We start from the raw sequence: 18,618 nt of genomic DNA on the forward strand, positions 1-18,618 counted from the left end.
AATCATCGGATTTCTCGTGATGTGTCAGTGGTGCTCCATTTTCAGGGCTGTTTCCCGCCTAGAATTTCTTAGGTTCGCGGCCGCGTTTTTGAAAGGACATGGATGTTCTCCGGGAGGTTTTCGGCTATCCCTTCATGGAGCGTCCCCATCCGTACCGCGACTAAAGCGCGTCACTAACTCCCGATTTACGCAAAAAGTTCCTGATAGAGTCTTTTCGCATAGTTATCCGTCATACCGCTGATATAATCAGTTATCATTAATATTCTTAAATAAAGTTTTTCCTCCTCGCTTTTCCCCGCCGACTCATGCCTGTACATTGATTTATAGAATTCTGACACCGTATCAATTATCCTGCGGTCAATAAAGTTGATTTTTTCTTTTGTATCAAACCCGACCGCCGCCGGCATAAACTGACTGAGCAGGGAATCGATCACACGCCGTCCGAATAATTCTCTCCGCGTTTTCACGGAACTGGTATAAATCTTCTCCTCGCTCAGATCCGAGATTGCGGAAATAATATGCCCGGAAACAGTGTCGTTAAACAAATCCCCGGGAAAATGTCCCTGCATAATCAGCTCATATTCTTTTACAAAAGTTTCCCCCGCATCTCTTATCATAATCCCCTGCATGAACTGATTCCATCTTTGTACTGCCGTCAGTCCCGGTTTTCTTGTATTCTTTGCAACTTCCTCCCGATACATTTCCGAAAGCTTTTCCACACATTGGCAGACTTCCTGCTTGTTTTCTTGATTTTCCTCAAGATTCCTTCCGCATTGCTCAAATGTTTCCATGATCTGCTCGAAACTGATCACTTTCTTTACCATTGCATCTTCCAGGTCAGATGTCCGGTATGCTATATCATCCGCGGCTTCCAGCAGATATGACAGCGGGTGGCGGGAACCATTCATTCCCGTTCTGTTGTTTATCTCCTCAAATAATTTCCGTTCAGAATAGTAGTACCCTATTTTTTTATAATGGTCCGGATTACAGTTCCTCAATTTTTCCGAAGAAATGGGGTATTTCATGATGGCCCCCAGAACACTGTATGATAGATTAAACCCATTTTCCCGTCCCAGATAAGGAGTCTTTGATAATAAGCGCAGAGACTGTGCGTTGCCCTCAAAGGTGTACAAATCCAGAAGCTGCCAATTAGACAGGATCTCTGTGAGTTTCCGTTCTCCGAGAGCCAAATCTTTCAGATGTGTCTGGAACCATTCCCTGATCGCATATTCCCCAAAATGGCCGAAAGGGGGATTGCCGATATCATGGATCAGGCCGGCGCACAAGAGCACCTCCGAAAATTCCTTCTCAGAATGATTCTCAAACCACGTATCTTTTCTGCTTTCTCTTGTTTTCTTAAAGGCATATTCACCCAGCTTTTTTCCTATGGCGGACACCTCCAGCGAGTGCGTCAGACGTGTTCTTACATAATCGTCCTCGTCAAGAGGAAACACCTGTGCTTTATCCTGCAGCCTGCGCAGGAAAGTACTGCAGATAATTGTTTCATAATCGTTTCTGTCCGCTATACCGCCCTCATGTTCCATTTCAACAAAGTGCTCTTTTGAAAGTAATGTCTCCCATTCCATCTATGTCCTCTCCTTTGAAAATGACCTTAATCGTATCCTTTGAAAAAGAATAGACTAACATATTTCCCCGCTGTTTTCAACATATTTCGTGTTTGACTTTCCTTTCTAAAATATAGGAAAGCAGCGTTACTTAATGAATTTGTCTATGGCCTGATTAAGCTTTCGGATCGCTTCCTGATCATTTTCCTCCACAGCTTCCACAATGCAGTGATCAATATGATTCTTCAGAACAACCTTTCCCGTATTATTGATAGCGGAACGCACCGCAGCCAGCTGGATCAGAACCTCGCTGCAGTCTTCATCCCGCTCCACCATACGCTTGACCGCCTCCATATGTCCGATCGCCTTGGAAAGGCGGTTTATGACCGCCTTTTTCTCCGCCTCGCTATGGACATGGCGGTGCCCCTCCCCATGTGTATGTGTCTCTCCGTTTCCATGAGTATGGGCTTGTTCGCAGGGTGTTCCGTTATGGTGCCTGTGCTGATGTTTATGCGGTCCGCTTGTCACGTTCAATTCCTGTTCCTGCATTTCTGTTTTCTTTTCCATGGCTGTTATTCTCTCTTTTTTTGTTTTTAGTACTCGTTTATACATTTATTTATAATTATATTATGATATCCCGTACAATACTTATATCTTAACAAATTTTTCCGGACAATGCTATCAGATTTCATCCTGCCATGGCTTCGCTTACTTATCCATCTGTACCTGTCTGGTGCATACCCGGTCCAGCAATTCCCGGTTATGGCTCACTGCAATCAGTCCGATCCCTCTCCGCTCTGCTTCCCGGACAAGAAAATTCCAGATCTGGCTCTGGGTAATCAGATCCAGCATGGTGCTGATCTCATCCGCAAGAAGGAAACGGGTCCTCTTCCCCAGCGCCCTTGCCAGGCAGAAACGCTGGAGCTCCCCGCCAGAAAGCTCCGATGGAAAACGATTCAGCCAGTCCTGCTCGATTCCCAGTTCCTGCAGAATCCGCTCCTCCACCTGATCCCCCTCCAGAATCACGTCCCGCATGCGCAGCCTTGGATTTACCGCAAGCTCCGGCTGCTGCCAGATCATCTGTACCGGGCAGTATCCCCTATAAGAATGCAGGGGCTTTCCGTCCAGGAGGATTTCTCCGCTGTCTGGCTGCAGATACCCAGAGAGCAGCATACACAGCGTGGTCTTACCATACCCGCTGGGTGCAGCGAGTCCGACCCTCTCCGTATGCTCCACAGACAGATTAAAGTTCTCCAGAATCATCCGATCTTCTTTTTTATATTGATAAGAAACATTTCTTATTTCCAGTCTCATAACGGCTCCATCTCCCCAGACCTGTTCTCCCCTTGCTATATTTTTCCGAATCAGCATTACGGTGTTAAGAAAACCCCCGGCGTTTATACGGCTGATAAACACCTCACCCGGCCGCCTCTCAGTTCCCTATAGGGAATCTTCTGGCTGCACGCCTGCGTGCAACTTGCGCACCGGGGTGCAAACGCACAGCCCTGCGGCATATCTTTTGCATAGGGCTGCGCGCCCTCTATACATTGGAATCCATTACGCGGCATGGCCCGCCAGAGTGCTTTTGTATAAGGGTGCCGCAGGGTCTCCTCATAACGGAAATCAGAAACTCCGGCCTCCTCTACAGACTCTCCCGCATAAAAGACGACAATACGGTCCGCGGTTTCCAGCGCCAGTTCCAGATCGTGTGTAATGACCAGGACCCCGGCCCCCATATCCGCTAATTCCCGAAAATGTCCCATGGCCCGTTTGGCCACTCTGAGTTCCAGCCCGGGGGTAGGTTCATCGGCAATCACAAGCTTCGGTTCTTCTATCAGAGCCGTTGAAATCAGAATTCTCCGGCTCATTCCTCCCGACAGTTCAAAGGGATACAGCTCCTCCACGCTTTCTTTCAGATCATATCCCGTAAAAATCCCTTTCAGCTTATCTTTTGTCCTTCTATCTTTTTTCCCTTTGCGTATCTGCGGCCCGACCTTCATCAGAGGGTCGAGGCATGCCAGGCTCTGGGGAACCATTACGATTTCACTGCCCCTGAGACGTTTTATCCGTTTTGCAGTCAGTTCCCTGCCGCAGTATGTGATCCTGCCGCCCGCCGCGGCATTATAGGGCAGCAGTCCCAGAACGGCGTGTGCAAGCAGACTTTTTCCCGAACCGCTTGAGCCGACAACCGCCACCATCTCCCCGGGGAAAACATCCAAATCCATATCCCGGATTACTGTCATAGTCTCCCGTCGCAGCCCATGCTCATACTGAGTAAATGAGATATTCAAGTGCTCTATTTTTAAGATAGGAGCTGCTTCTTCTGTTTTTATGTCTTCGTTTAATCCCATCTTTTCATCCTTCCCGCCGATCTATTCGTGTATACTGCCTGGTTCCGTAAGCTTTCTCAGGTTTTCTCCCGCTTTGTAGAATAACACTACAACAAGCACCAGAAGGATGCCGGGGAACAGTGCAAGCCACCACTTTCCGGTAATTAGATATTTCATTGACTCTGACAGAATAATGCCGATTGCAGGCTGTTCCGAAGACAGTCCGAATCCTAAAAATGTAATGCTGGATTCATGGAGAACCGCATGCGGGAAGATCAAAACCAGGCCTACAAGAAACTGAGGAAGCAGATGGGGAAGCAGATGTTTTTTGGCGATATACCACCTGCTTTTCCCCATCTTCTCTGCAATCTGTATGTAGGGGCTTTCCCGAAGCTGTATCACTTCCGCCCGGATCAGCCTCGCCAGAGACGGCCAGTGTGTCAGCGCAATTCCGACCGCCACTCCTTTGAACCCTTTCCCCATTGCAACGGATATCAGTATCAGTAGCAGAATATGGGGAATTCCCATGACCAGATCAATGAAAAAGGTGATCACCGTATCCACTGCCTTTCCCAGCATGGCCGAAGCGGTTCCCAGAATCAGCGCAATGACCGCGCTGGCCGCTGCCGCCAGAATTCCAAGCAAAATGCTGATGGAAAGTCCGCGCAGGGTGCGCGCGAGCATATCCCGCCCCATCCAATCCGTTCCAAAAAGGCAGTATAGTGAAGGCGCCAGGTTCTTTTTGGAAAAATCCGTGGCGCGTGCTGCATCTGCACAAAGTGCGCCCACAATGCAGACAGCAGTCAGAACCACGGCAGATATGGTCAGACTTATAAGTACTTTCTGTCTCTGGTTCATTTCCCCCTGCCCCCTCTCCTGATTCTCGGATCCACGACGCCATAGAGGATATCCGCCAGCATATTACCGCCAAATACAATCATGGCGCTGGTCACCGTGATCGCCATCAAAAGCGGCAGATCGCTTCCCAGTCCGGCAGTCACTGCAGCCTGCCCCAGTCCCGGATAGGAAAAGACCTGTTCCACCAGTACGGAGCCTCCGAATATTTCACTGATGGATGCAAACTGAAGGGTGACTGCGGGCAGAAGGACGCTGCGGAAGCCATGCTGGCAAAACAGCCGGAATCCCTGCTGTCCTCTCGCCCTTGCGAACATCATATAATCACTGTTCATGATCTCGATCATTTTTTCCCTGGTATGCAGGGCTATATTGGCTACTCCCGTAATACTCAGCGCCGCCGCGGGCAGAATTGCATGATAGATACGATCCCAGACGGTAACCCCGGCAGCCTCCACACCTATAGGCACACTCAGGCCAATGGGCAGGACCTTCAGCCATACCCCGAATACCAGGAGCAGCACAAGCGCCAGCCAAAACGTGGGCGTGCCTGCTATCAAAAGGCAGTATCCCTTCACCGCTTTATCCGCCCATCTGCCCTGATTCATCCCGGAAACCGCACCCAGCGCGAATCCCAGTATTCCGGAAAGAATCCAGGCGGTAATCATCAGCACAAGGGAGTTCATCAGCTTAACCTTCAGCACATCCGACACCGGCTGACGGTATAGCAGGGAAGTTCCCATATCCCCCCTGATAAAATCCGACGCCCAGGATAAAAACTGCCGCACCGGAGAGCCATTTACTCCCCAGTATTCTCTCAGTTTCTCCACCTGCTCCCGGCTCATGCTGCCCAGTGCCGCCTGCCCTACATTAGCCTGCAGAGGATCCACCGGTGAAGCTTTCATCAGCAAAAACGTGAGGAGACTGGCTGCGGTGACCAGAAGCAGCATATATATCAACTTTTTCCCTATGTGTATACTCCACTGCCGTACCATATGAAACTTCCTCCACTTCTGTCTCTTTAACGGGAAAACGGGACGCTTACTTATAAGGCAGCGTCCCTGATCTCTATTCTCTCTTTATTCCCACGACCACTGATCGACATTGTTAATAATAGACCAGCCATGCCCGTGGGGATGTATTTTCTGTTCTGCAATCTGAAGCCCATCCCTTACAAAATAAAGATGATCCACATTGCACAGCCAGATCCACGGAATGTCACCGTCCTGCGTAATCCCTAACGTACCATCCCACTGCGCCTTCTGCCACAGTTCATAGGACTTCTCCAGGGTGCCTGTCTCCAGCGCTTCATCCATATACTTATCAACCGTCACATTTGCGTAAGGCGAGTACTCTGCCTGGCCAATGCCGGTACCCGAAAGTGTATGGTAAATATTATAGAGCTCCATCGGTGTATGTGCACCCCAGCCCCAGATCAGCGGTTCGGACTGTGCCCGGTCATAGGCTGTATCCCAGCCCACCCCCTCGGTGGTAACGTCAATGCCCAGCTCCTTTAACTGGTTCGCAGTATCCTCCGCCAAAGCCTGGCGTACAGAGTCTCCACTGCTGAACATCAGAGTAAACGCCGCTTTTACGCCGTCTTTCTCCCTGATGCCGTCCTTCCCTTCTCTCCAGCCTGCATCGTCCAGTAGTTTTCTTGCCTCGTCCGGATCGTATTCCACCTCGCAGGCGCTGTTGTACCATGGCATTTTATCGCATACACTAAACGCTTTTGTACCATACCCGTTCAGAACATTATCAATCATCTCATCCCGGTCAATTCCGATATTGACCGCCCTTCTTACATTTACATCGGCTGTAAATGCATTGCCATATGTAATGCCGTCCTTTTCTACGGGTTCGGATGCAGGCAGATTAAATCCACGGTTGTCCACGGTCTGCACTGCAAACAGCTCGTACCCATCCACAGACTGTTCACTGTAGGATGCCGCCGTATGCGCCACGTCAGCCTCACCTGCCATCGCTGCCGCAAGCGCCGCATCCTCCTCCATGAACAGCACGGTTACCTTTTTCATCTTTGGCGCCTCCCCGTAGTAATCCGGATTTACCTCAAAGATCACCTGCTGTCCCTTATCCCACTGCTTCATAATGTAGCGCCCTGATCCGATGGGGTTCTGTCCGTAATTTTCATCGTAGGCGTGTTCCGGCACAATGCCCACAATGGCCATGGTATAGGGCCAGATAGAAAAGGGCTTCGTCATCCGGAATTCTACCGTCGTGTCATCCAGCGCAGATGCCCTGTCCAGCATCGTAAAATCATTGACTGTACTTTTTTCTTTGCAGTTATTATACGTAAAAGCAACGTCCTCCGCCGTCAGCGGCTCACCGTCGGTAAACTTCACATCATCCCGGATCGTCACCGTCCAGGTCAGCCCGTCCGCACTTACCTGGTAATCTGCGGCAAGATCCTTCTCTATCTTCAAATCCTTTGTCGTCACCATAAGTGTACTCTGAATGAGAGGCTCATGGACATGCTCCCCCGCGCCCCAGCCATAGGCCGGATCGAACCCGGCTTCAGGCTCTGACGCGGCCGGCATGGTGACTACAACCGAGTCACGCTCTGCCTCTCCGTTGTTCTCTGCTATATTTTCTCTTCCTTGTCCGCAGCCCGTTAACAGGCCAGCTATGAGTACTGCTGTGCATACGATACTGATAACCCTTTTCCTCATATTCCCCTCCCGTTCTAAGCCGATTTTTGTCCAGTATAGCATCCTCTTTTTTCCGTCACAACCCCCTTGGGGGGATACTTTTCTAAAAGAAAAAAACACAGACGGTAATTCCTTTCTGCCGCCTGTGTTCTCTATGATTATGCCACTACAATCTGATATTCCTTTCGAAAGGTTTCCTGGCCTTCCAATCGGTTTATCCCTGGTTTTTCGGATATGTCTCCTGCAAATCCATGATCGTCACAGCGCCCGGCCCAAGGCTCCAGGCATACAAAAGGGGCATCCTTAACGGACCAAATGCCAAAATTAGGGAAGCCCTTACAGCAGAGTCCTGCATAAGGGGTTCCATCCTTATGGCAAATCCACACTTCCTCTATCTGCTCATTGTCGAATATCAGCGCATCATTGGCAAACAGTTCCTCTGTCAGGGGGTATGTCTCATTTTCCAGTTCCATTTTAAAAATTTCATCCGGATTGCCGGCGCCGGATTCCGGATGAACCAGAATATACTCCAGCACTTCTTTTCCTGGAAATTTGAGACAGTAATCTTCTTTTTTCTCATGTTTTCCGGCAAAACGAAATGCCGGATGGCCCCCTATCGTAAAATACATCGTTTCATCGGAAGGATTTTTAACTTTCCACTGTACATACAGCGTTTTTCTTTCCAATCTGTATGTGATGTACAATTCAAAATCAAATGGATAAACCTCTTTTGTCTCCTCGCTGGAGTGCAGTAGGAAGCTGGCCGTATCCGCTGTGGATTTGATACAGGTAAATGTGTTATCTCTGGCAAATCCATGCTGAGACGTAGGATACTGAAGCCCGTCTATACGAACCGTATTCTGGTAGGTCTTCCCCACATTCGGGAACAGTACCGGGGAATGGCGCTTCCAGTACAACGGATCCCCTTCCCACAGCACCTCCGTATCCTTTTGTTTATCAAAGATTCTGGTTGCTTCTGCACCTGTTTCTGCGATGTCCACGCATAGAAATTCATTTTCCAGTCTCATATTCTCTGCTCCTCCATTTCTGGTCTGCCGGTCTGTATATGTTCCGTTATCTGCTATTGCCTATCTGTTCAGACACATTGCCGGTTACTATTCCACCATGATTTTTATGATTTCCTCGTTGGTCTCCCGCATGCCTTCTTTTCCCAGACGTCCTACATTTGCTATGGTCTTTTCCACACCCTTTGTGATGATTCCGTCCCCGCCGTAGAACTGCTGTCCCTGCATGTACATATGATACCCCAGGATTCCCGCATCCACCGACGCTGCTATCTTAGCCGCACAGGATGCTTTTGCCCCGTCGCAGACCATTCCGGACACGATAGCCAGCGCATTTACCACCGTATGTGTAATCTCTTTGTATCCGCCCCCGCAGAGATAGGCAATTCCTGCCCCCGCAGCCGCACCTGCACTGACTGCCCCGCAGTATGCGGACAGCCTGCCGATCCCGGTCTTCTGATGGATCGCAACCAGATTGGACAATGCAAGCGCACGGTACATCTTTTCTCTGTCCACGTTCAGTTCCTTTGCGTATTCCAGAACCGGAAGGGAGCAGGTCAGGCCCTGGTTTCCGCTGCCGGAATTGATAATCACCGGAAGCTCGCAGCCGTTCATACGGGCATCTGATCCGGCCGCCGCCATGGCCTTTGCCCGGTTCCTGACATCATTTCCATAGGACTCCAAAATCACGCTCCCGATATTCGCGCCATAATTGCCACGCAGGCCTTCCTCGGCGATCTCGGTATTATAATCAATCTGGCGCTTCAATATATCGCGAATATCCTCGATATCCACTGTCTGTACAAAATCCCATATATCCTCCACAGACAGCGCTCCGCGGTCCGTCAGGCCCTCTTCGTTCTCCCCCCGCACCGGAATGTCCAGCAGAATTTCTCCGTCTTTATCAATATGTACAATATTCGTGTGGTAATTGGCTATCCGCACCTGCGCATAGGATTCTCCGGCAGAAACGGTCACGATAATGTCAAATGTAATGCCGTTATCTATATGCTCTACCCGAATCTCTTTCTCCTCCAGAAATTCCTGCATTTGTTCAATCTCTTCCCTGGACACTTCTGCAATGACTTCCAGCTCTTTTTCCGGTCTTCCGGCAATGATTCCGGCCGCAGCAGCAGCAGGGATTCCTTTTAGATGGTCTGTATTGGGCACTATGACGCTTTTTACATTCTTAATGATACTGCCGCTTGCCCCGATATGGACACGCTCGGGTATACATCCCAGCACTTCTCTGGCCTTGGCCGCCGCATATGCAAGAGCTAACGGCTCGGTACATCCCACTGCCGGAACCAGCTCTTCCCTCAAAATCTGTATATACGCCTGATATTTTTGGTCTGTTTTGTTCATCTGTCCACGATCTCCTTCCAAAATCTACCGGCACTTCCTGTCCGGTCCGCATATTACAAATGTACACTATTCCGGAGAAAAGTGCAAGAACCATGAGTTACCAGACGGCCTGATTTATCATAACCGTTCTGGCGGGCTGAAACTGTTACGATCAATTCTCCGTTTTTGTGGCTGCCTCCCGCCTATCCCCATACTTCCTCTGGCAGTAATTATCTGTATTAAAAAATCCCCAGACGTCTATAAGACCCCGGGGACTTTTCATTCCATCTGCTTATGCGATTTTCCTGTCTTTGACATAATTCTGGAGACGATCCAGCAGTTCCTGGCATTCATCACAGTGAATGACAAGCTCTACGCCGTCAGCCTTACTGATTGCAATAACTCCTAACAATGATTTTGCGTCTACTATATTCTTTCCGCTTTTAAGATCCACGTCGTATTCAAACTGGTTGATAATATCCACAAACTCAGTAATATCTTCTGGCTGACGAAAACAAATTCCCAATTTATGCATGTCTTGTTTTCCTCCTTTACTTTGTGTATATGGTTATTTTATCCAGAATACTGGATTTTATTCCCAATGTCCAGGACTTTATTTGTAAATTTATATGTCGCTATTTGCAGAAATTTGTCGAACCCCTAAAAACAGACCTTAGCTCACAGGCTTTAGACTCGTGTGCTGATAAAGAACGCTTAACGATAATTATAACGCAAAGGCACTGGAGATTACAACAGTACCACCAATTCAATCCCCATTAACTGCCCCCGCTTAAGAGCCACCAAGTGAACAAATAATACCTTCCTGCCTGATGCGCCAGCTCAATGAAAGGACAGCCGCGAGCCTCCGTAAGAACATACCTGTCCTGAAAAACCGCTAAAGCGGATCTTAGTAATTCTTGGCTGGAACCAGCCGTGAAAATGGAGAGATTTTTTGATCCCGAATCAAAAAATCAGCTGACCCAGCACGAGAAATCATCAGATTTCTTGAGCTGTGTCAGCTGTGCTCCATTTTCACGGCTGGTTCCCGCCTAGAATTACTTAGTTCCGTGTCCGCGGTTTTTCAGGACAGGTATGTTCTTACGGAGGCTCGCGGCTGTCCTTTCATTGAGCGTCCTCATCCGTCGAGGCCACACCCCCAGTTCACTTACTTCTCTTCTTCACTGCTCTCAGACTGTTCTACCTGTACGCATTTATCCGCCAGATACTCTGCCACTTTCTGCTGCAGTATCGTTCTCTTGAGTACATCTTCTCCAACCTGTTCCTTGAACTCATCCGCATTCTCATAGCCTGAGCCCTTTGCGTATTCCGCAATCTGCTCTTCATATTCTTTGTCGGACGGCTCCAGCTTTTTCTCCTTAGCAATTAGTTCGCATGCCAGGCTTCTCTGTACTGCTGTCTGGGCAGCTTCTTTTGCCTGTTTATTGAAGTCGTCTTCTGAGAGCCCCATGTACTGCTCAGCAAAATCTTTGAACTCCATACCGTATGCTTCTGCCATACTGCTGTAATACTCATTGATGGACTGTATCTGATCTTCTACCTGGTCATCCGGATATTTCTTTACCTCAATCTGACCGAGCAGAGCTTCCATCACTTCATTCTGCAGCGTACTCTCTGCACTTTGTTTGCTGCTTTCTTCCAGCTGCTTCTGGATTTCCTTTTTGTATTCTTCTACGGTCTTGGACTCTTCGCTGTTCTCTTTTACCCAATCATCTGTCAGCTCCGGAACGGTAACTACGGAGATTCCGTTCAGTGTGATATTAAATACAGCTACTTTATCGGCCATTTCAGTATTTTTATAGTCAGAAGGGAACTTTACTTCAATGTCAAACTTCTCACCTATTTTATGTCCTACGATCTGCTCTTCGAAGCCCTTATAATCTCCGTTTGCTCCGATAAAGCTGTTGGAACCCAGTTCCAGGCTGGCGCCGGTGGCTGAACCGCCCTCGAACTCTACTCCATCCACAGATCCCTTATAGTCAATATTGACCGTATCTCCTTCTTTGGCTGCTCTGTCCTTGATCTCCTCCGATGTGGATTTGGAGGAAAGCGTGGAATTAATCGTGGACTCAACGCTCTCATCTGTTACCTCGCTTTGTTCCACTTTGGGGACTTCCAGGCCCTCGTATTGCTTAACCGTGATATATTCGTTAGAAAGTTCCTTGCTGCATCCTGCCAGTGATGCCGACATCAGAACACTTAATGTCAATGCCAATATCTTTTTTTTCATTCTTTCACCTCATATTTTCTTATCTCCGGGCAGACTCCTGCCAACATACTTTAACGTTATATCATATTTTTTCTTCGTTGAAAAGGTTTTTCATACTTATTTCACTTTTGTCTTTACAAAAGCGGCGAAAGCAGCCGCGAGAACTGCTCTTTGATCCGGATCAGCAGGCTTCGCTGGTCATATACTTTGCGGGTGACATGAGTACATTTTGTCATGTCATTTTCAAATGCACGCTCCAGGCGCTGCACGGTCCGCTCACTGTAAACGACTGCATTTACCTCAAAATTCAGGCCGAAACTGCGGATATCCATATTGGCTGTGCCCACACAGGCTACCATACCGTCCACACTCAGGGTTTTTGCGTGGAGAAATCCGTTGTTGTACACATAGCACTTTGCCCCTGCTGCCACCATGTCTCCAAGATAGGAATAAGTTGCCCAGTACACAAACGGATGATCCGGTTTGCACGGCACCATGATTCTAACATCGATCCCGGAACGGCTGGCGATCTTGAGTGCATCGAGTATGGAATCGTCCGGTATGAAATACGGAGTCTGCAGGTATACATGGTCCTTGGCGCTGTGGATGAGGCGCAGATAATTATCGTGGATCGTCTTTATCTGGGAGTCAGGGCCGCTGGAAATAATCTGGACAGGATCGTGTCCATTTCTCACGTAATCCGGTATCTCGAAGAGATGATCCTCCAGGAAAAGATTTTCCCTGGCAGCATAATTCCAGTCCAGCACAAAACGGACTGCCAGGGATGTTACGGCAGCCCCCTCTATACAGAGATGTGTATCGCGCCAATAGCCAAACTTCTTACTGTCCAGGCCAAGGTACTCCCTGCCCACGTTGAATCCGCCCACAAAGCCCACGCGGCCGTCGATTACTACAATCTTTCTGTGGTTCCGGTAATTCACACGAAGCTGAAGCTGTCCCAGCAGAGCCGGGAAGAATTCCGCCACCTGCACACCAGCCTTCTCAAGGCGTTCCCAGTCTTTGTTATGCATAGTCCGGCATCCCATACTGTCGAACAGCACCCGGACTTCTATTCCTTCTCTTGCCTTCTGGGTCAGGACCGGTTCAATCTCCTGCCACAGTTCATCGTTACGGATAATGTAGTACTGCAAATGAATGTAGCGCTTCGCCTGTTTCATTTCTTCAATCAATGCCCGGAACTTTTCCCTGCCGTCCGTATAGATGCGGACATCGTTGTTGTCAGTCAGCACGGACTCGCCGGCCTCCAGATTGTAAAGAATCAGGTCCTTGAAGCGCGCCATCTCCGGATTGGCAAGCCTGAGCTGTTTTCTATAAATCGTTTCCTCCTGCCTTCGCACGGCATATTTCAGTTCGCCTTCAATCTCTTTCGCCTTAAACATCCTGCTTTTATGAAAATCCTGTCCGATAACCAGATAGAGGAAAAAACCAAGAATCGGGATAAAATAGAGCAGCAGCAGCCAGGTCCAAACTGTCTGCGGGGATCTGCGCTGAAAGAAAATTATGATCAGGGATAGGAGAATATTGATGATAACCAGATTGTCCATTACAAAGTTATAAGCCGTTATCAACCCATTCCATATCGTTTCTGCCATATAATATTAACTCCTTTTTTCGTCGGTATGTAACATATTTGATTATACTATTATATTTCCAAAAAAGTAACCCTAAAATGTGACAGATCCTAAATAAATAGGTAAAAGGGCGGCTATCCAGAGACCGGCATGTAAACAGTTACTCGGAGCCCGTCTGGTGCGGGCCCCTCTTTGAACAGTTTCCTTATAAGTTCAATTTTCTAAGCAGGCTGTATATATCAAGGGTTCCATATCCCCAATTTTTATTGGGGTAGGTGTATCCGTGATTGCTTCTGTCCGCACCGCGTATGATCAGCCGATTGACATCGTATCCCGTAATGGTCGGATAATATCCCTTTACAACCGCCCATTCGAGCAGCATTGCAATCGTTCCTGTGGCATGGGCGGCCGCCGCTCCTGTTCCGGATATATAACCGTATCGGCCGTCCGGATAGGCACAGGCGATTTGATACCCGGGCGCTGCAATATCCGGAGTGATTCTGTTATTTCTGGTATAGCCCCAGCTGGATTCCGGCATCGTGCTGCTGCTCAGTGAATTATAGGCTGTTACAGTCAATGGGTATTCCGCGTTTCCAGGTTCCGTCACTGTGGTATCCGGGGAGGAGGCCAGAAAATACGTCTCCTCTGAGATCAGATCACCGGCGGGAAGCCATGCGTGAAAAGCGTAATCTTCCTCTTCCAGGTTTACAAGCCTAAAACGCCATATCCCCTCGCTGGGATTCTCAAATCTGATCATAATCAGCTGGTCTCCGTTCTCCTTTTCCAGGGTAATATTATTTACATAAATCCTGCTTGACTCAAATATAAAATCAAAGGCATAGCAGCTGCCTAACTGGGGCTGGATAAATCTTGTTGTCTCACCCGTGGGAGATGTGATTTTTACAGCAAGGCGCGCAGGAATCTCGGACCAGATTTCCATTCCAAACAAAGTGTCTTGTTTGGAGATTTCCAGTTCAAATATATGATTGTATGCCTCATCCGAGACCCGTGAGTAATAGTGCCTCCTGCTGCTCCCTTCATTCCCCCCTGCGATAACTGCATCAATGCCTGGATTCAGCACCATCCGGCTCAGATAGTCACTGAGCGTCCCCAAGCCAATATGACCGCCGTGGCTGCTGCCCATGGCCAGACAAATCACCATCGGCCTTTGAAGCTCCCGGGCTTTCTGTCTTAAATAGTTCAGGCCTAACAGGATATCCGTTTCCTGATAACATTCGGTATCTCCGTGGACAAAAGAGAGTTTACGAAGATTATTTTTGGGCGGTTTTAATTTTACTACGATTAGTTCCGCTTCCGTTACTATACCTCTGAAAGAAGCTGAGTCCATTACATTGCCCGCTATAATGCTGGCGATAGCAGTACCGTGTCCGTTTGTATCCTGGCATGGAACAATACTGAGAGGATACTCGCTCTGAAGTGCAAGATTAAGATCTTCATTCGTATACTCTGTACCATATCCGAATCCCTCGGGTGATATCCCATTTTGATCCTCCTGATCCCAAATGCTATAGATACGGGAATTCCCTTCTCTTGTGAGAAAGGCCGGGTGGCGGTAATCAATGCCTGTATCGACAAGCCCCACCAGGACACCGTGTCCATAAAGTGCCAGATGCGAGTTGTTTTGAAGGCTCCCTATACCCGAATCTTCGGTCGTTAGAACCGACATGGGCGTGAACAGGCCCGGCACACTGTGATATGGATATGTTTCTCCGAGTTCGCAGGGATAAGGGTCTGGATTCAAAACGTTTATAATCGAATACCTGTCATTGATCTTGATCGCCTGACCGTCTTCTGATTCAGCATTTCTCACCAGCATATTATCGATAATCAGGTCTAAATAATTTTCATCTATAATTTTATTCAATATTCTGCCCTACTATATTTTTAATATATTATATTAAAACTTCCTAATCATAGAATATCAAATTGCTTGCACTTCCCTCCAAAGAATGGTACAATACTACTTGCATAATCGCGGAAAAAGAGTATTTATAGGAGGGTTCATCGTGAGTTTAGGATTGAAAATAATGCTCATTGTTTTGGTAGTATTGATCATCGCATTAATCTTACTGTATATCTTCGGCAAAAGATCAGAAAAAAAGCAGGCAGCACAAAGAGAACAGATGGAAGCAGCAGCACAGCAGGTAACGATGCTGATTATCGATAAAGGTAAGATGAAGCTGAAAGACGCCGGTTTCCCTTCCGTTGTCGTCGACAATACACCCAAGTATCTGAGACGTACGAAAGTGCCGGTCGTAAAGGCAAAAGTCGGACCAAAGGTAATGACACTGATGTGCGATGCGCAGGTATTTCCTCTCATCCCTATTAAAAAGGAAGTCAAAGCAACCGTAAGCGGCATCTACATAACGGCCGTAAGAGGAGTCCGCGGATCACTGGAAACACCGCAGAAGAAGAAAGGGCTCTTCGCCAGATTTAAAAAGGATAAAAAATAAATTCCTAATAACAAAAAACAACCGCAGTAATCTGATAACAATCAGAAACTGTGGTTATTTTTTTACAATGGGGCGCAAAGGGGTCAGACCCCTATGAAAAGGGGTCTGACCCCTTTGAGTAAATGTCCATCTTTATTTTGCAATCAGCCAATGGTTCATGGTTCACATTCAGTTCGTAATCCACCCTGACACCAATGTTGTCGTCCGTAACATTCACTTCCATGTTCTTTGTATTCACTCCAATCAGCATCTGCCCATAAGGTGTCTGATAATACGTGAGATTCTTTTTATTCTTTTCAAATATCATATGGGCATTGGATATACCGGTTTTCATGATCTCCAGGCTGTCTGAACCGGTTATTTTTATTTTATTTTTTATTGTTCCGGGCATACCTTCCATTACTTCATCATAAAGCACGTAATGGTTCCCGTTCCTGCAGTAATAACTGCCGGGTGTTACGACCTCGATGGCCTCGTTTTCTTCATCCGTCATGCCGGCGATAAAGTCCGTGTGCAGTCCGGATATGCTGACCAATACATCCTTTGTCATATGGTTCACCTAATATTCTTCAATGTTAACTACGTTTGTGGTTGATATGTCAAACGGCATGACCGTGTTGGCAAAATGCCGGAATTTTTCCGCAGCATCGCTGACAAAAAATTCATAACGGCTGTGGGGCTCCTGCTGACCGCCATTCTCCATATCCTGCTCTTTCAGCAGCTTTTTCAGATCCATGGCTGTCTCATAGGCCGGATTCACAATCTGGATCCCCTCTCCCATGTAGGCGCGGATCTTAGATCGGAGCAGCGGGTAGTGGGTACATCCAAGTATCATGGCATCGATGTCTGTCTTCTTCATCGATTCCAAATAAAAATCAATGATCTCCCGTGTAACCTGATGTTCTTTAAACCCTTCCTCCACGAGAGGGACAAACAATGGACATGCCTTTTCTATCACCGTTATCTCCGGATTCATGCCATGGATAATCTTCGTATACATACCGCTCTGCACCGTAGCATCTGTTCCGACAACACCGACCTTCAGGTTCTGTGTCGCCTCCACTGCCGCCCTTGCCCCCGGGATGACCACCCCGAGGATTGGAACGTCAAATTCATCGCGAACCGCGTCCAGCGCAAGTGCACTCGCCGTATTGCAGGCAATCACAATGGCTTTCACCTTTTTGTTCTTCAAAAAGCGGATGATCTGCTCGGAAAAGCGGATAATTGTATTCTGGGACTTGCTTCCGTACGGAACGCGCGCAGTATCCCCGAAATACACGATATTCTCATTCGGAAGCTGTCTTATCATCTCCCGTACGACCGTCAGGCCTCCGACGCCCGAATCAAACACACCGATCGGCGCCGTTTTTTTACATTCCGCACTCAATGTCACTCGTCTCCTAGATTGCTAATACTTTTGCAATTTCATACTGGTGGGCGGGAATCTCTTTCTTCATGGAGAGAGCTTCCTCGATATCATAGTCTACAAATCTTCCGTTCTTATACCCTACTACCCGATTCGTCTTGCCTGAGCAAAGCAGCTCTACTGCCATGGCTCCCATGGTGGATGCATATACTCTGTCCTTACATGTCGGGCTTCCGCCGCGCTGCATGTGTCCCAGGATCGTTGCCCTTGTCTCAATACCGGTGGCCTCTTCGATTCTCTTCGCCATATTGATGGAGTCGCCCACACCCTCGGCGTTGATAATAATATAATTCTTCTTGCCGCGTTTCTTATTCTCCATTATGTCGGAAATCAGGGCTTCCTCATTATAATCTTTTTCTTCCGGCATCAGGATTCTCTCCGCACCATTTGCAATACCGCACCACAGTGCCAGGTATCCTGCATCCCTTCCCATAACTTCAATAATGCTGCAGCGTTCATGGGATGTGGAAGTATCGCGCACTTTGTCAATCGCCTCCATGGCTGTGTTGACTGCAGTGTCAAATCCGATTGTATAATCTGTACAGGCGATATCCAGGTCAATTGTTCCCGGAAGGCCAATTGTATTCACTCCCAGATGAGAAAGCTTCTGGGCGCCGGCAAAGGAACCGTCTCCGCCGATTACCACAAGACCGTCAATGCCGTATTTTTTGCAGATAGCTGCCGCTTTCTGCTGCCCTTCCTCCGTGCGCATAGCCTGACAGCGTGCTGTCTGCAGAATGGTTCCGCCGCGCTGAATCGTATCGGATACGTCGCGTGCTGACAGGTCGATAATCTCCTCTTTCAAAAGGCCATGATATCCTCTTCTGATCCCGCGTACCTTCAGCCCTTTGGAAAGTGCTGTTCTTGTAACCGCACGGATCGCCGCATTCATTCCCGGAGCATCTCCGCCGCTTGTGAGAATCCCAATAGTGCGGATTCGGTCTTCAATCTCTTCCAGGTTTATTTTACTAACCGATGCTTTTGTTTCTGCCATATTTTTATCCACCTTTCTAAAAATACCTACCTAACCAAATGTCGTTTTTCTGCAATTTCCTGAACCCTTGCCATCGGGAGGGCGAAAAAGCCTGCCCTGCAGGGATTGCTTAAATTT

General features: G+C 48.1%; 17 protein-coding genes. 1 reads left to right on the forward strand and 16 read right to left on the reverse strand.

The window, feature by feature from the left end:
• Positions 1–185 precede the first annotated feature (185 nt).
• From dgt to ARB69_RS21775, 13 genes are all read right to left on the reverse strand, one after another.
• Entirely contained in the window at positions 186–1,586 is a 1,401-nt protein-coding gene (gene dgt / locus ARB69_RS21715) for a dGTP triphosphohydrolase (RefSeq protein ID WP_055154979.1), read from the reverse strand.
• A 126-nt stretch (positions 1,587–1,712) separates the two neighbouring features.
• On the reverse strand, positions 1,713–2,132 hold the full coding sequence (locus tag ARB69_RS27785; protein ID WP_242843843.1) for a metal-sensing transcriptional repressor: 420 nt from the start codon (positions 2,130–2,132) through the stop codon (positions 1,713–1,715).
• A gap of 141 nt (positions 2,133–2,273) precedes the next feature.
• Positions 2,274–2,879, reverse strand: coding sequence for an ABC transporter ATP-binding protein (locus ARB69_RS21725; RefSeq protein WP_055154990.1), 606 nt, complete (start codon positions 2,877–2,879; stop codon positions 2,274–2,276).
• 83 nt (positions 2,880–2,962) lie between these two features.
• Complete coding sequence (locus tag ARB69_RS21730; RefSeq protein WP_055154980.1) at positions 2,963–3,916, reverse strand: ABC transporter ATP-binding protein; 954 nt, start codon at positions 3,914–3,916, stop codon at positions 2,963–2,965.
• Between the two features lie 21 nt (positions 3,917–3,937).
• Positions 3,938–4,753, reverse strand: coding sequence for an ABC transporter permease (locus ARB69_RS21735; RefSeq protein WP_050640647.1), 816 nt, complete (start codon positions 4,751–4,753; stop codon positions 3,938–3,940).
• Positions 4,750–5,745 carry an ABC transporter permease gene (locus ARB69_RS21740; protein WP_050640648.1) on the reverse strand — a complete coding sequence of 332 codons (996 nt, stop codon included), beginning with the start codon at positions 5,743–5,745 and terminating at the stop codon, positions 4,750–4,752. Before ARB69_RS21740 ends, ARB69_RS21735 begins: the two co-directional genes overlap by 4 nt.
• A gap of 84 nt (positions 5,746–5,829) precedes the next feature.
• Positions 5,830–7,440 carry an ABC transporter substrate-binding protein gene (locus ARB69_RS21745; protein WP_055154981.1) on the reverse strand — a complete coding sequence of 537 codons (1,611 nt, stop codon included), beginning with the start codon at positions 7,438–7,440 and terminating at the stop codon, positions 5,830–5,832.
• 137 nt (positions 7,441–7,577) lie between these two features.
• On the reverse strand, positions 7,578–8,447 hold the full coding sequence (locus ARB69_RS21750; RefSeq protein ID WP_050640650.1) for an aldose 1-epimerase family protein: 870 nt from the start codon (positions 8,445–8,447) through the stop codon (positions 7,578–7,580).
• An 87-nt stretch (positions 8,448–8,534) separates the two neighbouring features.
• Positions 8,535–9,809, reverse strand: coding sequence for a serine dehydratase subunit alpha family protein (locus tag ARB69_RS21755; protein ID WP_050640651.1), 1,275 nt, complete (start codon positions 9,807–9,809; stop codon positions 8,535–8,537).
• Positions 9,810–10,080: 271 nt separating this feature from the next.
• Positions 10,081–10,323, reverse strand: coding sequence for an HPr family phosphocarrier protein (locus ARB69_RS21760; RefSeq protein ID WP_050640652.1), 243 nt, complete (start codon positions 10,321–10,323; stop codon positions 10,081–10,083).
• Between the two features lie 630 nt (positions 10,324–10,953).
• A complete protein-coding gene (gene tig, locus ARB69_RS21765) occupies positions 10,954–12,036 on the reverse strand; it encodes a trigger factor (protein ID WP_055154982.1) in 1,083 nt (360 codons plus the stop codon).
• 113 nt (positions 12,037–12,149) lie between these two features.
• Positions 12,150–13,628 carry a cardiolipin synthase gene (gene cls, locus ARB69_RS21770; RefSeq protein WP_055154983.1) on the reverse strand — a complete coding sequence of 493 codons (1,479 nt, stop codon included), beginning with the start codon at positions 13,626–13,628 and terminating at the stop codon, positions 12,150–12,152.
• A gap of 184 nt (positions 13,629–13,812) precedes the next feature.
• Positions 13,813–15,492: a S8 family peptidase gene (locus ARB69_RS21775; protein ID WP_055154984.1), complete on the reverse strand. Its 1,680-nt coding sequence runs from the start codon at positions 15,490–15,492 to the stop codon at positions 13,813–13,815.
• A 163-nt stretch (positions 15,493–15,655) separates the two neighbouring features.
• On the opposite strand from ARB69_RS21775, the gene ARB69_RS21780 reads away from it, so the two are divergent.
• A complete protein-coding gene (locus ARB69_RS21780) occupies positions 15,656–16,081 on the forward strand; it encodes a hypothetical protein (protein ID WP_154253349.1) in 426 nt (141 codons plus the stop codon).
• Between the two features lie 91 nt (positions 16,082–16,172).
• Here the strand turns inward: ARB69_RS21780 and ARB69_RS21785 are convergent, their stop codons facing one another.
• The 3 genes from ARB69_RS21785 to pfkA are packed head-to-tail and all read right to left on the reverse strand — an operon-like array spanning position 16,173 to position 18,501.
• The gene (locus tag ARB69_RS21785) at positions 16,173–16,631 is read right to left on the reverse strand and encodes a DUF1934 domain-containing protein (protein WP_050640656.1); all 459 of its coding nucleotides are present in this window, start codon (positions 16,629–16,631) and stop codon (positions 16,173–16,175) included.
• Positions 16,632–16,640: 9 nt separating this feature from the next.
• Positions 16,641–17,468 carry a glutamate racemase gene (murI, locus tag ARB69_RS21790; protein WP_055154985.1) on the reverse strand — a complete coding sequence of 276 codons (828 nt, stop codon included), beginning with the start codon at positions 17,466–17,468 and terminating at the stop codon, positions 16,641–16,643.
• A gap of 13 nt (positions 17,469–17,481) precedes the next feature.
• The gene (gene pfkA, locus ARB69_RS21795) at positions 17,482–18,501 is read right to left on the reverse strand and encodes a 6-phosphofructokinase (RefSeq protein ID WP_025655916.1); all 1,020 of its coding nucleotides are present in this window, start codon (positions 18,499–18,501) and stop codon (positions 17,482–17,484) included.
• Between the last annotated feature and the right edge of the window lie 117 nt (positions 18,502–18,618).

It is taken from the genome of Faecalicatena contorta, assembly GCF_001404335.1.
GTDB classification, from domain to species: domain Bacteria; phylum Bacillota; class Clostridia; order Lachnospirales; family Lachnospiraceae; genus Faecalicatena; species Faecalicatena contortus_B.